We start from the raw sequence: 18,990 nt of genomic DNA, 5'->3' as shown, positions 1-18,990 counted from the left end.
CATTCAGAAAGCACGCGTTATCGTTGGCGTTTTTCGCGAGCAAGCTCGCTCCTACAAAAAGCCTTAACTGACTGGCATTAGGGCTTGCCCCCGATTGCAGTGTGTCAGCGAACAGATTCATTGGCTGATGCACCGTTATCGGGGGCAAGCCCCTCCCACATTTAGACTCGGTGTAGCAATCAGAAGAAGCGGGTCACGCTGATCTTCGCATCGCGCCCCTTTGTATAGGCACGGTCGCCGCTCAACGCCGGGCGGAAGTTTTCATTGAACAGGTTGTCCACGGTGAAGTTCACCTCGGTGCCTTTCAGATACGCCTGCTGCGGTGCCCATTTGGCGAACAGGCCTTGAGTGTTGTAGCGCTTGTTGCCGTACTGGTCGTAGAACAGATCGCCCACCCCTGAACCCGGGCCGCCGGAATACTTGTCGCTGGGCAGGCGGTCGGTGGCGCCGACGAACTGGCCCATCCAGCCTACCTGGGCATCCCAGGCCGGGATGTGGGTACCCAGCACCAGCACCCATTTGGTCGGCGGGATATCCCGCGCTGCCACATCCGGACCCCAGGGGTTGGTGTAGGCGCCTTCGTGCTGGCCTTTGGCGTAGGCGAACGACACCGAGCCGAACAAATAGGTGGAGTTATAGATCGACTCGATTTCAATGCCCTTGATGGTCAGCCCGCCGATATTGCGGTAGTTAGGCAGCGCTCCCGGTGGGCAGGCGGAACCAATCGTGCCGCCGTTGACGGCCTGGTTCTGGCAGCCCACGCCGGTGGCCTTGAAGATTTCGTCTTCGACCTTGTTGTGGAACAAGGTGGTGCGCAGTTGCAGGTTGTCATCCTGGGCGATGAGATGGTCGAAGCGGGTGATGGTGCCCAGGGTGATCGAGGTGATGCGCTCCGGGTCCAGGTCCACGCTGGTGGCGGTGCGGCTGCCCAGGCCCTGCACTTCGTATTGCTCGTCGATCACCGGCGCGCGCCAGGTCTGGCTCCAGTTGGCGAACAGGCCGACGCTTGGCGTGACCGTCCAGAACAGCGCCAGGCGCGGCGACCAGCCGGTGTAGGTGCGGTCGCTGTAGTCGTGGCCGATCGCAGGGTCAGGGTTGTTGTAGTACGGCGCATCATTGCCTTCGCCACGGTTGCGCACATGGTCGTAGCGCAGCGACGGGGTGATGGTCAGGTCGCCCAGGGTCACCGCGTCCTGGATGAAGAAGCTGTTGGTATCGACCTTGCCGTGGGGCATGAAGCCCGGCTGAAAATGGCCATAGTTGTAGCGCGGCGTACTGTAGGTGGCGCCGGGCATCCACATTTCGGTTTCACGCACGTGCTTGCGCACCTGCCCGCCGACTGTCAGCGCATGCTGCAGGGGGCCGGTGTCGAACAGGCTGACGTTGCGGATATCCAGATGCTTGTCGGTGTAGGCGGTGTCCATCTTGCGCCCGCCGGTGGCCAACTGGAAAAACGCAGTGGCGTCACGCTCGTCGCTTTGTTCGGTGTTGGACTGGGAATACTTGACGGTCACGTCCACCAGCGGGTTGTCCAACGGCTGGTAGTGATACTTGCCCGACCAGGTGGTGTCGACGGTATCGCGGTGCGCCAGAAAGCGCTTGAGGGCGCCTTCATAACCGTAGCGGTCGATGTTGGTCTGGGTCGGCGGTGTCGGGTAGCTGGCGGCGGAGAAGGGCGTCCAGCGGTTGCTGTGGGAGCGCGAGTAGGACAGGCCAACACTGTGCTCGTCGTTGAAGTGCGCATTGACCTTGAACAGCTTGCCGTCCACATCCTGGGCGCTGTTGGGCAGGCGCTGAGGGTTGATCGGGTACTGGTTGTTCTCGTTGGGCAACTTGGCGGCGACCTTCATGTCGCCGCCGTCGCGTTGGGTCAGGTAGGCCAGCGCGTCGAAACGGCCGTCGTCGGTACGGCCATACACGGCACTGCTGTAGACCTGTTCATGGTCGTTGCTCGAGTAACCGTATTTGAGCATTGCGCCGCTGTTGCGTCCGTCCTTGAGCAGGTCCGGGGCATCCTTGGTGGTCATGTTGACCGTGCCGCCAAAGCCACCGTTGCCGGTGAAAGGCGAGTTCGGGCCTTTCTCGACCTCGATGCTCTTGATCAGCTCGGGCTCGATAAAGACCGTGCCCTGCTGGTAGCGCTCGAAGCCACTCTTGGTCGCGCCATCCACGGTCATCGGCACGTCTTCGGCATCGCCGAAACCACGGATGTTGATGGTTTGGCCGCCGGGCTTGAGCGAGCCGCCCTGGCTGACGCCGGGCAGGGTCTGCAACAGGCTGGGGATGTTATTGGACTGATAGCGGTCGATGTCGGCCTGGGTCAGGGTGGAGCGGTTGACGGTACTTGCATCCACTTCGGTGCCGGTGCCGATCACGCTCAAGGTATCGAGCTGGATCGCGCTGCCTTGCATGGTCCTGGCCGAATCGGCGCGCACCACATAGGTCGTGCCGATCTTGATCAGGGTGAGTTCAGCGCCCTTGAGCAGGCTGCGAATCGCTTCTTCTGCGCTGTACTCCCCCTTGAGCGCCGGCGCCTGCACATGCTTGAGCAACGCTTCATCGAACAGCAGCTGGATCTTCGCCTGCCGGGCCACCTGGCTCAGGGAGGTCGCCAACGGCTGGGCCGGCAGTTGCAGCGTGAATGACTCGGCCTGGGCGCTGACGCTCAACGCCAGGCAGGTGGCAAGCAGGGTCGGTCGTAGAAACAGATGCGAAGCAGGGCAAGGCGCGCGAAACATGAAATCCCCCGGTGCGGCTAAATAGCCAAAAAGGTGTGCGCATCAAACGCAGACGGGAGGAAGACGGGGCAGGCAAAAAAATCCACACATGCGAATGCAAAATATTCTCATGTGTGGATTATCGGCTCGATTCGATTCGCACAATGCCGTCGGCGGACGTCACGGTTTTCACCGGTAACAGGGCGGGCAGGGCGTTGAGCAGCGCGTCCGGGTCATTCACATCCAGGTTGCCCGATACCTTGAGGTGCGCCACCGCCTTGCTGACCTGCAAGGGCGCCTGGGGACGGTACAGGCTCAATTCGTCGATCAGGCTGGCCAGCTCGCGATTACGAAACGCCAAGTGCCCGCTGCGCCAATCGGCGACGTCTGCGGCGTCGAGGCTTTGCTGCTGCAGCGTGCCCCCGGCGTACCGGTAAATGGCGCGTTGTCTGGCCTGGAGCAACGCGGCGGGATGTTTTCCATCCGGGTCGAAGGCCACTTGCCCATGGGCCACGCTGACCACCAGTTGCTGTTCGCTGCGGCGCACATCGAAACCGGTGCCCACCACCCGCACAGTCGCCTCGCCGGCCTGTACGTACAGCGGGCGTTCCTGGTCGGCGGCCACTTCGATGTACAGCTGGCCTTTGTCCAGGTGAAGGATGCGCTGGTGCGCGGTGAAATCCACGCGAATGCGGGTATTGGCGTTCACATACAAGGTGCTGCCGTCGGGCAGGTGCAGGGTGCGCATGCCTTTGGCATGACCGGCAACCTGTGCGTGATACAGCTCGCGCGGCGCACCGAGATGAGGAGCAAGAACGGCGCAGAGCAGGGCGGCCGCCATCGCCAGCGCGGGGCGCCATACCGGTTTGCGCCTGGGCAGCGCCACGGGTTTGTCCAGTGGCTGCAACTGGGCAAGGTCAGTCCACAATTGCTCGAACTCGGCATAGGCGCGCGCATGGGCCGGGTTGGCCCGCCAGGCGGCGAAGGCCTTGCGGTCGACACGGTCCGCGTCGTTGCGGTTGCGTGCAAACCAGCTGGCGGCTTGGGCATCGATGGCATCGCTCGCTTCGATGTCCAGCGCGTCGAGGTCGCTCTGGCGGCTCATTGGGACTGCTCCGTGCCGGGGTCAGGTTGAAGACGTCGCTTGCAATGCAGCAGCGCAAAGGCGATGTGCTTTTCCACCATGCTCGTCGAAATGCCCATGCGCGTGGCGATCTGTGCCTGGCTCAAGCCTTCGAAGCGATGCAGCATAAGGGCTTCGCGCCGACGGGGCGAGAGTTCGGCGAGGACTTCTTTCAACTGTTCCAGGCGTTGGATGCGCAGCGCCGCAGCCATGGGCTCGTTTTGCTCGTCGGTGACGGCTTCGGTGGGCGCGTCGGCCGAATCGGCGTGGACGCTGCGGCGTACCTGCTGTTTACGCCAGTGATCGCGCAGCAGGTTGCGCGCCATCTGAAACAGAAACGCCCGTGGCTGCTCGACCTTGGCCCGGTCGCGGTAGTCCAGCCATTGGGTAAACACATCCTGGGTCATGTCCGCCGCGTCACTGGCGTTGTCCGTGCGTTTGCGCAGGAAATGCAGGATATCTGCATAGAACCCGCGGCAGGCATCGGCCGACAGTGGGTCGGGCTTGGGACGAGACATGGATATCCTTCTTGACGAAGCACGGCTGGAAAAAGGTCGTGAATGATATCGAGAATTATTGTCATTTGTCTCTTTTTAAAACCTGTACCCAATTCAAAATGTGGGAGGGGGCTTGCCCCCGATTGCGGTGTGTCAGCCTACGAATTCATTGGCTGGTCCACCGTTATCGGGGGCAAGCCCCCTCCCACATGTGATCTTCTTTGTTTATTGGATCAGTGTTCGACCGGCACCGACAGCGCCGGATTACCGAGCGGATGGGTGCGCGCTGCAAAGAATTTCAGTTCCATGCCGGTGCCCTGGAACAATTGCGAATACCGCTGCTTCTGCTGGCGAATGAACCCATCGCTGCGCCCCGAAACCGAGATGGCCAAAGTGGTGATGCCGGCCTGGCGGATCGCATCCACCAAGTGCTTATCCTGCGGCCCCAGGTCATGGCCGAAGATGCACAGCGCGCCTTCGTGAGTGAGCAACTGCTCATAACAGAACGACAGATAATCCGAACTGCGGATGGTCTTGAGCTTTTCCTCCACCTTGCCCTCACTGACGAACAGCGGCACATCGTCCAGCGTCTTGATCGTGTTGTTGATCGCGAAACTGCTGAGCAACGTGCTGTCGGTAGACGGCAGTTTGCGCGCGGTGCCGTCGAGGTTGCGCACCAGGTGCAGGCCGCCGTGCAGGTACAAAATGCGCGTGGCGTCGGTGCGGGTGTCGCGCAGGTCAAAGCTTGAATCGGCGCTGCGGAACAGGTCGTCGATACCCGGCGTATGCAGGATCGCCCAGTAGTTGAGCAGGTCGTAGTTGCTGGTAAATACCGTGGTGTAGCTGCTCAGTTCCGCGTTGAGCGTCGCCAGGGTCGAGGGCTGCATCAGGCGCCAGGGAATATGCACGGCGTGGATCGTATTGATCAGTGCTTCCTTGATCGCGTAGTAGCGATTACGTGGCGCTGCCGAGCTGACCGCCAGGGCCTTGTTGACGCGGCTGGTGGTTTTCAGCGCGCCCAGGGCCTGCTCGAAACTGCGGGTCTGCAGGGCATCGAACACGCTGAGTTCGGACTGGCCCAGGGGCTTTTCTTCCACCGTGCGAGCGTTTTCAAACAGCGAGTCGTAGGCAAAGTCTTCCCAAATCGTGCGGCTTGCGCCGTTGCCGATCAGAATCCCATTGAAGTCGATGGCGCCGCGCAGTGCGCTCCAGTCTTCAAGGTGGGCGTCAATATCCTGGAAATCCTTCATTGCGGCGGGTCTACTCGAAATCGGCTGGACGGTGACTTTATCATGAGCCGGCATTGATCCTGGTCAAGATACGGCAAGCGGTAGCGGTGGATTCTGTGGGTATAAAGCCCCTGAGGATCGACCATGAGCAGCACGTTTTTTATCCCCGCCGTCAATATCATGGGCATCGACTGCCTCGACGAAGCCATGATTGCCATCCGCAATTACGGCTTTCGCAAGGCGTTGATCGTCACTGACCAGGGCCTGTGCAAAGCCGGTGTGGCCAGCATGATCGCCGAGAAGCTGGCGCTGCAGGACATCGATTCGGTGGTCTACGACGGCGCCAAGCCCAACCCCAATGTGGAAAACGTCGAAAAGGGCCTGGCGTTGCTGCAACACAGCGCCTGCGACTTTGTGGTGTCTCTGGGCGGCGGCTCGCCCCATGACTGCGCCAAGGGCATCGCCCTGTGCGCCACCAACGGCGGGCGCATCGCCGACTATGAGGGCGTCGACCAATCAAGCAAGCCGCAACTGCCGCTGGTGGCGATCAACACCACCGCCGGCACGGCCAGTGAGATGACCCGTTTCTGCATCATCACCGATGAAACCCGCCACGTGAAAATGGCCATTGTCGACCGCAATGTCACGCCGCTGCTGTCAGTCAACGACCCGGCATTGATGGTCGCCATGCCCAAGGGCCTCACCGCTGCCACCGGCATGGATGCCTTGACGCACGCCATCGAAGCCTACGTATCCACCGCCGCCACGCCGATCACCGATGCGTGCGCAATCAAGGCCATCGAACTGATCAGCGCCAACCTGCGCCTGGCGGTACGCGACGGCAGCGACATGGCCGCGCGGGAAAACATGGCGTATGCGCAGTTCCTTGCGGGCATGGCGTTCAACAACGCATCGCTGGGGTTCGTGCATGCCATGGCGCATCAGCTCGGTGGCCTTTACGACCTTCCCCACGGCGTGTGCAATGCGGTGCTGCTGCCCCACGTGCAGAGTTTCAATGCCAGTGTCAGCGCCAAGCGCTTGAGTGACGTGGCCCGCGCGTTGGGCGCCGATATCAAGGGGGTGACCCCGGAGGAGGGCGCGCAGGCCGCTATCGTCGCGATTCGCGCCTTGTCCCAGGACGTGGAAATCCCCGCCGGTCTGCGTGAACTCGGCGCCAGGTTGCAGGATATTCCGCTGCTGGCGAGCAATGCGCTCAAGGACGCGTGTGGCCTGACCAATCCACGGCGCGCGGATCAGCGCCAGATCGAGGAGATCTTTCGCAGCGCGTTTTGACAGGGGCAGCTTCGAGCTGCAAGCGGTAAGCTACAAGCTGAATGCGTTCAACTTGAGCGTGAAGCTTGCGGCTGAGGTTCCCCATGAGAGTTCTGTTATTCGGCGCCACCGGCATGGTCGGCCAGGGCGTGCTGCGCGAGTGCCTGCTGGCGCCCGATGTGCAGGAAGTGGTCGCGGTCGGCCGTACGCCGTTGACCCAGGAGCACGGCAAACTGCACCAGGTGTTGCACAGCGACATGCTGGATTTCCAACCCCTGGAAAACCTGTTGCAAGGCTTTGATGCGTGCTTCTTCTGCCTGGGCGTTTCCTCGGCCGGCATGAATGAAATCAAGTACACCCACCTCACTTACGACCTGACTTTGGTCGCCGCCAGCACCCTGGCGCGGCTCAACCCGCAGATGACCTTTATCTATGTGTCCGGCGCCGGCACTGACAGTTCCGAGACGGGCAAGTCAATGTGGGCGCGGGTCAAGGGCAAGACCGAGAACGCCTTGCTGCGCTTGCCTTTCAAGGCGGTCTATCTGTTCCGGCCGGGGATCATCCAACCGCTGCATGGCGTGCGTTCGAAGACACCGTTGTACCAGGTGTTCTATAGCGTGCTCGGGCCGTTTCTGTCGTTTTTGCGTCGGATAAAGCCGAGCTGGGTGGTCAGCACCGAGACCGTCGGCCGTGCGATGTTGCAGGTGGTGCGCCATGGCGCAGCGCAACCGGTGGTCGAGCAGCGCGACATCAATCATCTGGCCGCCGAGCGCGGCTGATCAACCCGCCGTCGCCATCGCCCGCGCCGGCGCGGCGCTGAACTGAATCAACGCCACCGCGCCAATCAACAGCAACGCACCGAGCGCTCGCGGCGTTGTCAATTCACGCTGCGCAAGGCCGAACAGCCCAAAATGGTCGAGCAGCAGCGAAGCAAGCATCTGCCCGGCCATGGCCAGGGCGATAAACCCCGATGCGCCCAGCTTGGGCAACAGCATCAACGCCAGCGAGATAAAGCACACGCCAAATGCGCCACCGGCCCACATCCACAGTGGCGCCTGGGTAATAAATGCCAGGCTTGGCAAGGGCAGCCGTAATGCGATGATCACCGGCAGCAATACGACGATGCTCACCAGCAGGGACGCCAGCGTCGCCCACAGCGGATGGCCGAGCCCGCGACCCAGGTTGGCATTGATCGCACTCTGAAACGGCACCACGGCACCGGCGATCACCGCCAGCAGCAACAAACCCAGCCAATGCAACGTTGTCATGTCGAATCTCCCAAAGGTTTTGCTGGACTCTAGGTCATTCGTCGCGCAAATTTAAATTCCAAATTCTTATGCCGAGCATGCAGCTGATGAATGATTTGCGACGTGTCGATCTCAACCTGCTGGTGATCCTCGACGCCCTGCTCAGCGAGCAACATGTCACCCGCGCCGCCGAACGCCTGCACCTGAGCCAACCGGCGGTCAGCCATGCGCTGGCGCGCTTGCGTGACCTGCTGGGCGACCCGTTGCTGGTGCGCCAGGGTGGCGCATTGATAGCCACGGCCCGGGCGCTGGAGTTGGCCACGCCGTTGGCAGAGGCCCTGGCCCAGGTGCAGGCGCTGCTGGCGCCGAACCGTTTTGACCCGGCGTCGGCCAAGCGCCGGTTTCGCGTAGCAATGTCGGACTACAGCGCGGCGATTTTCCTGCCCGGCCTGGTGCGCCTGTTACGCCGTGAAGCGCCGGGCATCGACTTGCAAATCATCCAGGCCAGTCGCGAAAGCATGGTCGACGGCGTGCTCAATGGCGATCTCGACCTGGCCGCCGGGGTCTTCCCTGACTTGCCGGCCGAACTGCGTACGACGCCATTGTTCGAAGAGCACTACACCTGCCTGGTCGACCGCGACAGCCTGCCGAAAGCCGGTGTGCTGGACCTGCCTGCCTATTTGTCACGACCCCATGTCTTGCTGGAAATGCGCGGCAGCGGCACGCCGGAAATCGAGCGTGCGCTGGCCGCCATTCGTGAGCGGCGGCATGTGGCAATCAGCCTGCCGCACTGGGGCGTGGCACCACATTTGATTCAAGGCACGGACCTGATCTTGACCGTCTCATCCCGGGGTCTGCTGAATATCGATCACGCGCACCTGTCGAGCGTACCGCCGCCGTTTCATATTCCATCGTTTGCGTTCGAGCTGGCCTGGCATGCGCGACGGGGTGGGGATACCGGCTTGCAGTGGCTGAGGAGGCGGGTGCAAGGTGTGCTGAAGGGCTAAGCAGTTGTTACCAAGTTGTCGGTGGCTGCCCTCAGCCACTCAACCTGCATTGTTGCGCCATTTGTCCGCGACGGCTTTTACCTCGGCAGGTGTCGCGAAATCTCCCGCAACGCATCAACAGCAGGGAACGATTTGCTGCGACCGGTCGCTTTGGCGAGACTGGCAAGCGTATCGGCGACGTCTTCCGGTATCCGCAGAGACATGACAGCCATACGAACCTCGATGTAGTGACAGGTAGTGCAACATACTACAGCGTCATCTCATTGATCGTTTGTCCCATTCGTCAGAGGCATTCTGAACAGATGCGGCGCGCAAACCGGCCTGACCCGGCAACGACCGTTCGTCGCACTGGAAAGTTTTTTCTAAACCTTTGCCGCGTGAAAAATTCGAATCCAGGGCGAGGCGCACGTCCCTTGCACTTATTTTTGCCTTGGAGGAACCCATCATGAGCCGCATGGCTATCCGGTTACGCACCGCCAGTTTCGCGATGCTGCTGGGCCTCGGCGCCAGCAATGCTTTCGCCCAGTCGCCTGCCGAATTCATCGAGCAGGCTTCAGCCAAAGGCATGGCCGATATCGAAACGAGTCGCATGGCCCACGCCAGAACCTCGTCCCAGGAAATCAAGGATTACACCATCGAGGTGATCAACGAGCGCACCCTGGCCAACCAGCACCTGGCGGCCATCGCCAAAAAGCTCGACTTGCCGGTTGCCCCACGGGAGAAGATCGTCGACAAGGCCGAGACCCTGATGCCCGAACTCAAGGACGGCGACTCCTTCGACGCCGCCTACACCGCGCAGCAGGTCAAGGAAAACGAAGACGCCATTGCCCTGTTCAAGCAGGAAGGCGCGGCGTCGCAGGTACCCGAGATCAAAGCGTTGGTGGACGAGACGCTGCCCAAGTTGCAAGAGCGCCTGGAAAAAGCCCGCGCCCTGGCATCGACTTACGGCAAGGGGCACCAGGGTGACGGTTGAAGTAGCCCCTTGAAATGAAAACGGCGGTTGGATCCTCTCCAACCGCCGTTTTTTATGCCTGGTTCAAATCGGTTTTCGGCGGCGCCGCGTCGTCGGCGGCGGGCCCGCAACTGCTGTTGAGGTTCAAGCTGCCGGCCTTGCCGATATCGCGATATTCCTGGCGCAGTTTTTCAAGCTCCTTACGGTCCAGGCCGTCCAGGCTCAACACGGCGTTCTGTGCGTCCTTGGACACACGCAACAATTCGTCGATCTTGATATGCAGGATGTCGTTGTCGCGGTTCTGTGTGTTCTGGATCAGAAATACCATCAGGAAGGTAATGATGGTGGTCGAGGTGTTGATGATCAATTGCCAGGTGTCGTTGTAATGAAAGTACGGCCCGCTCAGGCTCCACGCCAGGATCAACGCCACCGCCGCGTAGAACGTCCGTGGGCTGCCGGCCCAGCGCGATAAGGCTTGGGAGACTGCAGAGAATTTCATGACCGCTTTCCTCGTAAAGTGTGATGAAAATTCTGACCGCAGAGACTCGCTGAAATTTCTTTTTACAACTTTGTGTTCGGACAACCTGTGTGTTTTTCGGCCGGGTTTTTAGGAGCAGGCCTACGGCGCCGCGAAACACCTGGGGCAAGACTGGGTTTTTTCCCGGATCTTGCTTATGCACGTCAACGCCGCTTATGACCTGACCGCCCGTTATTACCTGACCGAAGATCATTTTTTTGCGGCGACCTGCGCGAGGTATTGTCGGCATGGCGCCGGTATCAATACGTATTTTGCCGAGGACGACTCCACGCCGTGGAATATGTTGTTTATTCGGGTGGGCAGCGGCCCGCTGTGCGAAGCGATGCAGGTGATTCTGGAGTTGATTCGCCGTACCGTGACCCCTGTACGCATCGTGATGCCTGAAGTACAAGTCGATGGTTTACGCGACGCGCTCACTGGGCTTGGCTTTGAGCCTGCTGAACAGAGCACCACGATGGTCCTCCCGTTGCCGCGCTTTGCGTCATCAATAAGCGAGGACGCTGTGCAGATCAGCTTGACGCGTAACCTGAACGAATGGGCGATTCCGCTTGGCAGTGCGTTTTCGATAGCGCCCGAGACGGTCGCCCATTATCAGGCCCGGCACCAGCGGGCGCTGGACGCCGATGAAGCCCTTTATCACTTCACCTTGTGCGTCGAGGGGCAGGTGAGCTGTTCGTTGACTTTGTCGTTATGCGAGGGTGAGGCCAGGCTCAGTGATGTCGGCACGCTTGGCGGCTTTCGTGCAAGAGGCTACGCCACGCGATTGATTCAGGCGGCCCTGCTTCATGCCTCGGGCCTTGGGGCGCGTCGGTGTTTTCTCGAGGGATCGATGATGGCTGTCCCGCTGTATCGAAAGTTGGGTTTTCAACGTTTATTCGACTGCGCGTCTTTCATTCGCGGGCCTGTTCCAAGCCCCTGATCAGAACGCCAGTTTTGCCTGGCCGCGATCCTCCAGCATCAACAGATACTGCTTGGCTTCAAGCCCGCCCGCGAACCCCGTCAGCGCCCCCGAAGCCCCCACGACGCGGTGACACGGCGCAATGATCGAGATGGGGTTACGCCCGTTGGCCGCACCCACGGCGCGCACGGCGCTGGGGTTGCCGATCTGTCGGGCTATCTGGCTGTAGCTGCGGGTTTCGCCAAACGGAATGGTCAGCAAGGCCTGCCAGACTTGTTTCTGAAAGTCGGTGCCGTAGAAGTCCAGTTCCAGCTCGAAACGATTGCGCGTGCCGGCGAAATACTCCATCAGCTGGCGCTCTGTTTCCACGAGCACCGGGCTGTCGTTGGCTTCGTGCAACTGACCCAGGCGCACCCGGTTTTCCCGTTCCGTTTCCCATAGCACGGCACCGAGCTTGTCATTGCGGGCCACCAGGGTGAGCTGGCCGACGGGGGAGGGCATGAGTTTGTATGCGTATGGCATGGGTCTAATCCTCAAGGCTTTACGGTGCCACTATCGCTCCGGTGGGCTGCAGGAAAAATCAGTTTCTTGCGCTCGAATTAATGGCGCTGAAAATTCCAGTGAATCCAACTGCCAGACCCATAGGCCACCGCGACATGGATGATCAACCAGATGATCGAGGGTGCCGACATTGCAAGCCATGCGCCGACGTTAAGCAGGGCCAGGACGGTCGCGCTGATCGCCACCCCTCGGTGGGTGTGTTGCGTTGAATACCAGGCACCGTAGACGGATCCCACCAGGGCCGCTATCGATGCCATGCGCCCCAGGCCGAAAGGGATCGGGGTCAGTGGCAGCAGCAATGGAATAATCAGTACCAGCCCAATTACCTTTCTCACCGCCTGCCTTGAATTTTCCTGCTTGGGGGAAGACATCCTGTGTGTCCTGTTGCTGACTGGGGGCCCCACATTCTCTTGGTCGGAACGACTCCTCCCTGTAGGAGGGTGCTTAAGTCGATGTTCCTGTTGCAATGAGAAGAGAGCCGACAATATTCGTTCTTGTACAGACTTTCTGCGCCGGCGCGAAGCACAAACGTTATGTGCACGAAAGGGCAGGCATAAAAAAACCGGTCTCAGGGACCGGTTTTTTATGCTTCCCCTGTCAGCCATGGCGTGACAGGAGAACCCATTTGAGTGGAGCGGGTAGAGGGAATCGAACCCTCAACTAAAGCTTGGGAAGCTTTCGTTTTGCCACTAAACTATACCCGCTGAAAGCGGCTGACTTTGTACCAGATGTTCATCCGGATTTGAAGTTTTTCTTCGAAAAAATCACACCTTGCACGCGTAACGCCTGCCGACAGGCGGCGCCACTGCAGGTTCCCGCTCCTGCAGTGGGTCTCACTTCAGACCGCAAAGGCATGTTGCGTCTGACCTGGCTGATAGCGTAATCGACTCGCCGGCCGCTGCCCTTTCAAAAAGCCCACCACCGCCTCCCGGCTATCCCGGCACGCCGCTTTATGCTCCATATCCAGGAAATGCCCGGTCGCCTGAACCGTGCTGAAGCTGCTGTGCGTCACATGCTGGCCAAACAGCCTGGCATCGCCTGCGCTGGTGTACTCGTCCCATTCGCCGTTCAGAAACAGCACCGGAATGTCGATCTGCCGGGCGGCCGTGAGGTAGCACAACCGGTCGCTGTTGAGCACTTGGCTGATGTGGAAGTGCATTTGCCCGTATTCATGCTCGGCCAGGCTGCTCACGTGCTTGTAGTTGAAGCGCTTGAACAGCGACGGCAGGTGCTTGCCGATGGTGCTGTTGACCAGATGGCCGACGCGGTCGCGGTCAAGATTGCCTAGGCAGTCGACGCCGCGTTCCAGATAATCACGCATCGGTGCGTTGATCACCGGGGAGAACGAGCTGATCACGGCCTTTTCAACGCGTTGCGGGCGTTGGGCGAGGGCGAACAGCGTGGCGATACCGCCCCAGGAGAAGGAGAGCACGTGTTCGGCGGCAAAGCGGTCGATGAGCTCCAGCAGTATCTGGCCCTCGACTTCCTTGGTCAGCATCCGCTCGTGGCGGTTGTGGATTTTGGAGTGACCGGCGTAGGGTTGGTCGTACAGCACCACGTTGAATTGCGGGTACAGGCTTTTCACGGTCTGGGCGAAAGACGCCGTGGTTGCCATTGAGCCGTTGACCAGGATGATGGTTTTTTCAGCGGCATCCGCGCGATAGAACTCCGTGTAAACCCGGTATTGACCCTGTATATCCAACACAGCGATTTCTGGCCTCATGTCGTAAGACTCCTGGCAAGCGGGTAGGGCGCGCAAATGACTGTGCACGAGCTTTATGACAGGTAGGCATACGCCTGGAAGCTGAGCGCCCAGGCCGATCCGATTGCGGCTGGCCGACATCGGTTATCAGGGCGGGATGTTTGCCGGGACGGCCCGTTGATCAAGCGCGGGCGCGGCAAGGTGTTTCTTGGAGGTTATAGGTGACCCGCCAGTCATATTTCAGCGGGTGAAGTTGATTCAAGCACAGACTTGGAATGTCGCAAGCGGCGCAACTGGTTTTTTGCCATCAGCGGCCGGGCGGTCGTCAGACGAGGCGGATTTCCTCGTCAGTCAGTGCCCGATACGCGCCCGGCGCAAGCGCTGCATCCAGGTGCAGCGGGCCCATGCGCTCGCGGTGCAGGGCAATCACCTTGTTATCAAAATGCCCGAACATGCGTTTGACCTGGTGATAGCGGCCTTCGATGATGCTCAAGCGCGCCGTCCTCGGTCCCAGTAATTCCAGCTCGGCGGGTTGGGTGATGAGGTCTTCGAAGGCGAAGTACAGGCCCGCCTTGAAGGTCGCCGCGTAGTCTGGGCCGATGTCCTGCTCGGTTTCCACCCGATACACCTTGGGCAACTTGGTCGCCGGTTGCGTCAGGCGCCGCGACCATTGGCCGTCATTGGTGATCAGCATCAACCCGGTGGTGTTGTAGTCCAGGCGCCCGGCGATATGCAGTGCGTCCTTGTGCGGTTCATCGAGCAGATCGAGCACAGTGCGGTGTTGCGGATCGCAGGTAGCGCTGACACACCCTTGCGGCTTGTGCAGCATGAAATAGCGCGCAGGTGTGCCCGCCTGCAGTATCTCACCATCAACGCGCACGCAACTGAACGCCAGCACCTCATGAAGAGGGTCGCTCACCGCCGTACCATCCACAGTAACCCGACGTTGCGCCAACAGCAGCCGCACTTGCTTGCGATTAAAGCGCGGCAGGTTACTCAGGAAGCGATCAAGGCGCATCGTGGCGGCGCAACTGTTGGTCCACCTGGGCACAACGCGGGCACAGGCAGGCCTTGTTGCGCAGTTCGTCGGGCAGCGCCTGGAGCACTGCCGGGTCGATGGTGACGCTGAAGCACCAGCAGGCCTGGTCGGCCGTGCGCGGGTCGGCCAGGCTGCAGTCGTTACGGGCGCCGCAGGCGGGGCATAGGGTTGGGGTGGTCATGGGCGGGTCGGGCTGTATCGGGCAAGGTGTGCTTGGCCTTGCACGATACAGCGCCGGTGGGCGCCAGGCTACTTACAGCTTGAACTTGCCGACCAGCACGCTGAATGAGGTGGCCAGGCGCGACAGGTCCTGGCTGGAGGCGTTGGTCTGATGCGCGCCGGCGGCGGTCTGGGTCGACAGATCCTGGATGTTGAGCAGGTTGCGATCGACTTCACGCGCCACTTGGGCCTGTTCCTCCGAGGCGGAGGCGATCACCAGGTTGCGTTCGTTGATCTTCGCCACGCTGGCGGTGATACGCTGCAAGGCTTCACCGGCATTCTGCGCCAGCACCTGGGTGTTGTTGGCCCACGTCAGGCTCTTGTTCATCGCCGCCACCGCGTCGTCGGCGCCGACTTGCACGTCGCCGATCATTTTTTCAATGTCCACCGTGGACACCTGGGTGCGGTGGGCCAGCGCCCGCACCTCATCCGCCACCACCGCAAAGCCACGGCCTTGCTCGCCCGCACGGGCCGCCTCGATCGCAGCGTTCAGGGCGAGCAGGTTGGTCTGGTCGGCAATCGCGCGGATCACATCGATCACCTTGCCGATCTCGCGTACCTGGCTGGCGAGGCCCTGCACCGATTGCGTCGACTCGTTGATCTCTACCACCATCGAATTCATCCCGGAAACGGCCTGTGCCACCTGCTCACGGCCTTCCTCGGCTTCGGTGGTCGCCTGGCTCGAGGCCTGGGAAGTCGATACGGCGTTGCCGGCCACCTCGTCAACGGCTGCGGTCATCTGGTTCACGGCGGTGGCGGCCTGTTGAATTTCATCATTCTGGCGGGTCAGGCCCCGGGTGCTTTCTTCGGTGACCGCGCTGAGTTCTTCGGCGGCCGAGGCCAGTTGGTCGGAGGCGTTGGCGATTTCCAGCAGGGTGTGTTTAAGGCCGCCCTGCATGTTCGACAGCGCCACCAGCAACTGCCCGGCTTCGTCGGTGCGCTCGGTGGTGATGGCATGGGTCAGGTCGCCGTCGGCGATGCGTTGCGCGCTCACCACGGCTTGCGCGATGGGGCGGGTGATCAGGCGCGTGATCAGCATGCCGACGATGATGGCGATGATAAAGGCCAGGACGATGCCACTGATCATCCAGGTGAGCGCACTGTCGCGCAGCGCCTCGGCGGCGATGGCGCCTTCCTTGATCTGACGGTTGTTGGATTCGACCATCACGCGGATCAGCTCGCGGGCCTGGCGGAACAGTTCGTTGTTGGTGGTATTGAGCTCGGTGCGGGCCTGGTCGACCTGGCCCTTGTCGAGCAGGTTCAGGACGCGTTCCGAGTCGCTGAGGTAAGACGGCCAGACTTTGTCGAAGGTCTCACACGCGGCCCGCTCGTCATCTTCCAGCGGCGTGGCGCGGTAGGTGGTGTATGCCGCCTGGCTGCGCTTGAGTTCGTTGGCGATATCCTGGCGCACGCGGTCGCGGTCCTGCTGCGCGACATCACCGTTACCGGCGTCGAGCAGGCGGTACAGACCACGGTTGTGCGCCACCAGCCCGTTCAGGGTGGCGGCTGTGTTGCTGACTGACACCAGGTTGTTGGAAAACGTTGATTCCAGGGCTGCGGCGAGCCGCACGACCCCTTTGATACCCAGCAGGCCGACCACCAGGGTGATCACGGCACAGAGTAAAAATGAGAGCAGCAGCTTGGTAGCGATTTTCATGGCTTGAATCCGGCGGTAGATAGCGGGAGGGCGCACTCCAGGGCCTCAGTGGCGTTGTGCGATATCACAATGACATTATTGTAAGCGACAAAGTTTCGGTTTTCAAAAAATGACTGAATCGATACAGCTCCCTTCCCCTGGCCCCGCTGTGATGTATCAAGTTGTTACTGAAACGCACCAGATTCGGCTTTTGATGTCTTATCTTGTGTCATTTGGCTAAAACCGAATGACGCTCACCAGCGTCGCTGGTAGAGCTCTTCCGCGGTCCAGGAGGCCGCCATGTATCGACGACTGCTGCTCACTGCATTACTCGGCCTGACCCTGTCAGCTTGCGTGCCCTATTACGATGGAGGTACCACTTACTATCGCTCCGAGGTCTACACCGCACCGGCACCCGCCTACTATTACGGCGGTCCTCGTTATTACGGACGCAGCTACTACACACCCGCGCCACGCTACTATCCGGCCCCCCGGTATTACTCGGCGCCGCGTTATTACCAACCCGCGCCACGTTACTACCCAAGGTCTGCCTACCGGCCTTATCCAAACCAGGGATGGGGAGATAACCGGTGGGGCAACGGCGGGCACGGGCGGGGTGGCGATCATGGCGGTGGGCGCGGAGGTCACCGCTGACAAAGGTTTTGGGAGAAGCGGCGCACGATGCGCCGCTTTTTTTGCCCGCCGTTTGTCGGTACTGTCAGAATTAACAGCTATCTTTGACGCCGAAGATGTATTTCACTGGGGAAAACAGTGTAGTCATCGAAGGGGCCGTCTATGCTCAAACACGTGATGTGCGTGCTCGTACTGTTCGTCTGCATTATCGGCCAAGCGCGAGCCAACCAGTTCTGTCCAGAGAAGTCGAAGATCCAAACCGATACAGGCTATTTCCAGTACCAGACCAGCGGCGTGCTGTGGCAGGGACCGAAGGTTGAGCCTGGCGAGTTCATACGCGCCTTCTCCGGCGCGGTGTTTGCGCCGGAGAAAGGCGATGATCGGAACAACGGGCTGGTCGAAAAATGCGTGTACAAAAATCAGCGCGACGAGCTTGTCGTAATGCGCCCGCGCCTGTCAGGCGTGACCAGGAGCATGGCGTTGACGGACAGCTTGCATTGGGAGCGCGATAAAGCATCATTCGACCAATTGGTCTATCTATGCAAGGAAAACCGACCGGATAATTGTGCGTTTAACATAAGCAATAACCGACGATAAGCTGTCAATAATCGGACAAGTCTGCCAGAGGATTCCTACCTTCCCATGCTTTGTTGAAATGCGCCTGCACTACCGCCTCGGGAACCGTATGGATATCCGGCCAGTGCCAGCGGGGGGCCTGATCCTTATCAATGAGCCTTGCCCGTACGCCTTCGGCAAATTCCGGATGACGGCAACAATTGAGACTCAGCGTGTATTCCATCTGGAACACTTGGGCCAGTGACAAATGTCGGGCGCGGCGGATCTGCTCCCACACCAGATGCGCAGTCAACGGGCAGCCTTCACTGAGGGTCTTGCCGGCGCGGGCCAGGAGTGGGTCGGCGTGATCCTTGAGCAGACTCAACGCGCGCCAGGCACCCGCCACGTCACCCACATCCAGCCACGCGTCGATCAGCCCCCGACGCGGCAACCATTGTGCCTCGGGTAGCTGTTCGACGGCTTCCTGGGCCATGGCCTTGAGCAAACTGTTGAGCTGCATCGCGGTCTGTTCCTGCCAGTTCAATTGCAACAGGCCGTCGAGCAATTCGTCTTGCTGGTCATCGCCCAGGAAACGGTCGGCCAGGCCCAGGTCGAGGGCATCACGGCCATTGATACGGGCGCCGGTCAGGCCCAGGAACACACCGAGCTTGCCGGGCAGGCGCGACAGGAACCAGCTGGCACCTACGTCCGGGTACAAGCCGATACTGATTTCCGACATGGCCAGACGACTGCTGGGCGTCACGATACGCACGGACGCGCTCTGCAACAGGCCCATGCCGCCGCCCAGCACATAACCGTGACCCCAGCAGATCAGCGGTTTCGGATAAGTATGCAGGCGATAATCGAGGCGGTATTCGGCGGCAAAAAATTGCGCGGCCAGGTTGGGCACAACACCAGGTTGTTCACGGCAGGCCATCGCCAGGCTGCGCACTTCGCCCCCTGCGCAAAAGGCTTTGGGGCCGTTGCCGCGCAGCAATACGCAGACGATAGTCGGGTCCTTCGCCCAGGCGTCCAGGCGTTCGTCCAATGCCAGGATCATCGGCAGGGAGAGGGCGTTGAGCGATTGTTGCGCATCCAGGCTGGCGATGCCGATGCGGGCGCCGTGGTTGCCGGTGAGTTCTTCGAAGTGCAGGTTCATCGTGAC

The 18,990-nt window shown here is 60.6% G+C and carries 20 protein-coding genes, 1 tRNA gene and 1 pseudogene; 7 read left to right on the top strand and 15 right to left on the bottom strand.

Features of this window, described 5'->3' with window-relative positions; all coding sequences use genetic code 11:
• Window positions 1-179: 179 nt before the first annotated feature.
• The 4 genes from TU82_RS10280 to TU82_RS10265 form a co-directional block, all read right to left on the bottom strand.
• On the bottom strand, window positions 180-2,738 hold the full coding sequence (locus TU82_RS10280) for a TonB-dependent receptor (protein ID WP_057723094.1): 2,559 nt from the start codon (window positions 2,736-2,738) through the stop codon (window positions 180-182).
• Window positions 2,739-2,856: 118 nt separating this feature from the next.
• Window positions 2,857-3,822, bottom strand: coding sequence for a FecR family protein (locus TU82_RS10275; RefSeq protein ID WP_057723093.1), 966 nt, complete (start codon window positions 3,820-3,822; stop codon window positions 2,857-2,859).
• Window positions 3,819-4,358, bottom strand: a complete 540-nt coding sequence (locus tag TU82_RS10270) for an RNA polymerase sigma factor (RefSeq protein WP_057723092.1) — start codon at window positions 4,356-4,358, stop codon at window positions 3,819-3,821. Before TU82_RS10270 ends, TU82_RS10275 begins: the two co-directional genes overlap by 4 nt.
• 212 nt (window positions 4,359-4,570) lie before the next feature.
• Complete coding sequence (locus TU82_RS10265) at window positions 4,571-5,587, bottom strand: DUF4917 family protein (protein WP_057723091.1); 1,017 nt, start codon at window positions 5,585-5,587, stop codon at window positions 4,571-4,573.
• Window positions 5,588-5,710: 123 nt separating this feature from the next.
• On the opposite strand from TU82_RS10265, the gene yiaY reads away from it, so the two are divergent.
• Both yiaY and TU82_RS10255 read left to right on the top strand, forming a co-directional pair.
• Window positions 5,711-6,859 carry an L-threonine dehydrogenase gene (gene yiaY / locus TU82_RS10260; protein ID WP_057723090.1) on the top strand — a complete coding sequence of 383 codons (1,149 nt, stop codon included), beginning with the start codon at window positions 5,711-5,713 and terminating at the stop codon, window positions 6,857-6,859.
• An 83-nt stretch (window positions 6,860-6,942) separates the two neighbouring features.
• Window positions 6,943-7,617, top strand: a complete 675-nt coding sequence (locus tag TU82_RS10255; RefSeq protein WP_057723089.1) for an NAD(P)H-binding protein — start codon at window positions 6,943-6,945, stop codon at window positions 7,615-7,617.
• Here TU82_RS10255 and TU82_RS10250 read toward each other — a convergent pair whose 3' ends face one another.
• A complete protein-coding gene (locus TU82_RS10250) occupies window positions 7,618-8,106 on the bottom strand; it encodes a DMT family transporter (RefSeq protein ID WP_057723088.1) in 489 nt (162 codons plus the stop codon). It abuts the gene before it with no gap.
• A 77-nt stretch (window positions 8,107-8,183) separates the two neighbouring features.
• Here TU82_RS10250 and TU82_RS10245 point away from each other — a divergent pair, with 77 nt between their 5' ends.
• Window positions 8,184-9,092, top strand: a complete 909-nt coding sequence (locus TU82_RS10245; RefSeq protein WP_420892987.1) for a LysR substrate-binding domain-containing protein — start codon at window positions 8,184-8,186, stop codon at window positions 9,090-9,092.
• A gap of 445 nt (window positions 9,093-9,537) precedes the next feature.
• Complete coding sequence (locus TU82_RS10240) at window positions 9,538-10,065, top strand: DUF4142 domain-containing protein (protein WP_057723086.1); 528 nt, start codon at window positions 9,538-9,540, stop codon at window positions 10,063-10,065.
• 52 nt (window positions 10,066-10,117) lie between these two features.
• On the opposite strand, the gene TU82_RS10235 is transcribed toward TU82_RS10240, so the two are convergent.
• Window positions 10,118-10,543: a low affinity iron permease family protein gene (locus tag TU82_RS10235; protein ID WP_057723085.1), complete on the bottom strand. Its 426-nt coding sequence runs from the start codon at window positions 10,541-10,543 to the stop codon at window positions 10,118-10,120.
• A gap of 175 nt (window positions 10,544-10,718) precedes the next feature.
• Between TU82_RS10235 and TU82_RS10230 the strand changes: the two genes are divergently transcribed.
• On the top strand, window positions 10,719-11,501 hold the full coding sequence (locus TU82_RS10230) for a GNAT family N-acetyltransferase (RefSeq protein WP_057723084.1): 783 nt from the start codon (window positions 10,719-10,721) through the stop codon (window positions 11,499-11,501).
• Here the strand turns inward: TU82_RS10230 and TU82_RS10225 are convergent, their stop codons facing one another.
• The 8 genes and pseudogenes from TU82_RS10225 to TU82_RS29560 form a co-directional block, all read right to left on the bottom strand.
• Window positions 11,502-12,002 (bottom strand): methylated-DNA--[protein]-cysteine S-methyltransferase, encoded by a 501-nt coding sequence (locus TU82_RS10225; RefSeq protein WP_057723083.1) that lies wholly within the window; start codon window positions 12,000-12,002, stop codon window positions 11,502-11,504. It lies immediately after the preceding gene.
• 77 nt (window positions 12,003-12,079) lie between these two features.
• Window positions 12,080-12,412: a hypothetical protein gene (locus TU82_RS10220; protein WP_057723082.1), complete on the bottom strand. Its 333-nt coding sequence runs from the start codon at window positions 12,410-12,412 to the stop codon at window positions 12,080-12,082.
• Between the two features lie 259 nt (window positions 12,413-12,671).
• Window positions 12,672-12,745 (bottom strand) — tRNA-Gly (locus TU82_RS10215).
• Window positions 12,746-12,879: 134 nt separating this feature from the next.
• Entirely contained in the window at window positions 12,880-13,764 is an 885-nt protein-coding gene (locus tag TU82_RS10210) for an alpha/beta fold hydrolase (RefSeq protein ID WP_057723081.1), read from the bottom strand.
• 304 nt (window positions 13,765-14,068) lie between these two features.
• Complete coding sequence (locus TU82_RS10205; protein WP_057723080.1) at window positions 14,069-14,761, bottom strand: pseudouridine synthase; 693 nt, start codon at window positions 14,759-14,761, stop codon at window positions 14,069-14,071.
• Window positions 14,751-14,963 (bottom strand): cysteine-rich CWC family protein, encoded by a 213-nt coding sequence (locus TU82_RS10200; RefSeq protein ID WP_057723079.1) that lies wholly within the window; start codon window positions 14,961-14,963, stop codon window positions 14,751-14,753. The genes TU82_RS10205 and TU82_RS10200 overlap by 11 nt, the downstream gene beginning before the upstream one ends.
• 72 nt (window positions 14,964-15,035) lie before the next feature.
• Window positions 15,036-15,899, bottom strand: a complete 864-nt coding sequence (locus TU82_RS29565) for a methyl-accepting chemotaxis protein (protein ID WP_420893035.1) — start codon at window positions 15,897-15,899, stop codon at window positions 15,036-15,038.
• Window positions 15,894-16,658: pseudogene (locus TU82_RS29560) on the bottom strand (MCP four helix bundle domain-containing protein); the annotation flags it as partial. The gene TU82_RS29565 and the pseudogene TU82_RS29560, both read right to left, overlap by 6 nt.
• A gap of 279 nt (window positions 16,659-16,937) precedes the next feature.
• Here TU82_RS29560 and TU82_RS29150 point away from each other — a divergent pair.
• Window positions 16,938-17,291, top strand: a complete 354-nt coding sequence (locus TU82_RS29150; RefSeq protein ID WP_082632001.1) for a hypothetical protein — start codon at window positions 16,938-16,940, stop codon at window positions 17,289-17,291.
• Between the two features lie 141 nt (window positions 17,292-17,432).
• Window positions 17,433-17,867 carry a DUF3757 domain-containing protein gene (locus tag TU82_RS10190; RefSeq protein ID WP_057723077.1) on the top strand — a complete coding sequence of 145 codons (435 nt, stop codon included), beginning with the start codon at window positions 17,433-17,435 and terminating at the stop codon, window positions 17,865-17,867.
• A 4-nt stretch (window positions 17,868-17,871) separates the two neighbouring features.
• Here TU82_RS10190 and TU82_RS10185 read toward each other — a convergent pair whose 3' ends face one another.
• Window positions 17,872-18,984 carry an enoyl-CoA hydratase/isomerase family protein gene (locus TU82_RS10185; protein ID WP_057723076.1) on the bottom strand — a complete coding sequence of 371 codons (1,113 nt, stop codon included), beginning with the start codon at window positions 18,982-18,984 and terminating at the stop codon, window positions 17,872-17,874.
• Window positions 18,985-18,990 lie beyond the last annotated feature (6 nt).

The sequence above is a fragment of the Pseudomonas orientalis genome, assembly GCF_001439815.1.
Lineage (GTDB): Bacteria > Pseudomonadota > Gammaproteobacteria > Pseudomonadales > Pseudomonadaceae > Aquipseudomonas > Aquipseudomonas orientalis.
The sequence above is the reverse complement of the archived record's forward strand: the minus strand, read 5'-3'. Positions and strand labels throughout refer to the sequence as shown.

What these genes read in the sequence shown, in the direction of transcription:
- TU82_RS10275 (WP_057723093.1), bottom strand. Translation starts at nt 3,822, where the DNA reads ATGAGCCGCCAGAGCGACCTCGACGCGCTGGACATCGAAGCGAGCGAT.
- TU82_RS10255 (WP_057723089.1), top strand. Translation starts at nt 6,943, where the DNA reads ATGAGAGTTCTGTTATTCGGCGCCACCGGCATGGTCGGCCAGGGCGTG.
- TU82_RS10200 (WP_057723079.1), bottom strand. Translation starts at nt 14,963, where the DNA reads ATGACCACCCCAACCCTATGCCCCGCCTGCGGCGCCCGTAACGACTGC.
- TU82_RS10265 (WP_057723091.1), bottom strand. Translation starts at nt 5,587, where the DNA reads ATGAAGGATTTCCAGGATATTGACGCCCACCTTGAAGACTGGAGCGCA.
- TU82_RS10185 (WP_057723076.1), bottom strand. Translation starts at nt 18,984, where the DNA reads ATGAACCTGCACTTCGAAGAACTCACCGGCAACCACGGCGCCCGCATC.
- TU82_RS10270 (WP_057723092.1), bottom strand. Translation starts at nt 4,358, where the DNA reads ATGTCTCGTCCCAAGCCCGACCCACTGTCGGCCGATGCCTGCCGCGGG.
- yiaY (WP_057723090.1), top strand. Translation starts at nt 5,711, where the DNA reads ATGAGCAGCACGTTTTTTATCCCCGCCGTCAATATCATGGGCATCGAC.
- TU82_RS10280 (WP_057723094.1), bottom strand. Translation starts at nt 2,738, where the DNA reads ATGTTTCGCGCGCCTTGCCCTGCTTCGCATCTGTTTCTACGACCGACC.
- TU82_RS29565 (WP_420893035.1), bottom strand. Translation starts at nt 15,899, where the DNA reads ATGCAGGGCGGCCTTAAACACACCCTGCTGGAAATCGCCAACGCCTCC.
- TU82_RS10220 (WP_057723082.1), bottom strand. Translation starts at nt 12,412, where the DNA reads ATGTCTTCCCCCAAGCAGGAAAATTCAAGGCAGGCGGTGAGAAAGGTA.
- TU82_RS29150 (WP_082632001.1), top strand. Translation starts at nt 16,938, where the DNA reads ATGTATCGACGACTGCTGCTCACTGCATTACTCGGCCTGACCCTGTCA.
- TU82_RS10205 (WP_057723080.1), bottom strand. Translation starts at nt 14,761, where the DNA reads ATGCGCCTTGATCGCTTCCTGAGTAACCTGCCGCGCTTTAATCGCAAG.
- TU82_RS10235 (WP_057723085.1), bottom strand. Translation starts at nt 10,543, where the DNA reads ATGAAATTCTCTGCAGTCTCCCAAGCCTTATCGCGCTGGGCCGGCAGC.
- TU82_RS10250 (WP_057723088.1), bottom strand. Translation starts at nt 8,106, where the DNA reads ATGACAACGTTGCATTGGCTGGGTTTGTTGCTGCTGGCGGTGATCGCC.
- TU82_RS10240 (WP_057723086.1), top strand. Translation starts at nt 9,538, where the DNA reads ATGAGCCGCATGGCTATCCGGTTACGCACCGCCAGTTTCGCGATGCTG.
- TU82_RS10225 (WP_057723083.1), bottom strand. Translation starts at nt 12,002, where the DNA reads ATGCCATACGCATACAAACTCATGCCCTCCCCCGTCGGCCAGCTCACC.
- TU82_RS10190 (WP_057723077.1), top strand. Translation starts at nt 17,433, where the DNA reads ATGCTCAAACACGTGATGTGCGTGCTCGTACTGTTCGTCTGCATTATC.
- TU82_RS10245 (WP_420892987.1), top strand. Translation starts at nt 8,184, where the DNA reads ATGCAGCTGATGAATGATTTGCGACGTGTCGATCTCAACCTGCTGGTG.
- TU82_RS10230 (WP_057723084.1), top strand. Translation starts at nt 10,719, where the DNA reads ATGCACGTCAACGCCGCTTATGACCTGACCGCCCGTTATTACCTGACC.
- TU82_RS10210 (WP_057723081.1), bottom strand. Translation starts at nt 13,764, where the DNA reads ATGAGGCCAGAAATCGCTGTGTTGGATATACAGGGTCAATACCGGGTT.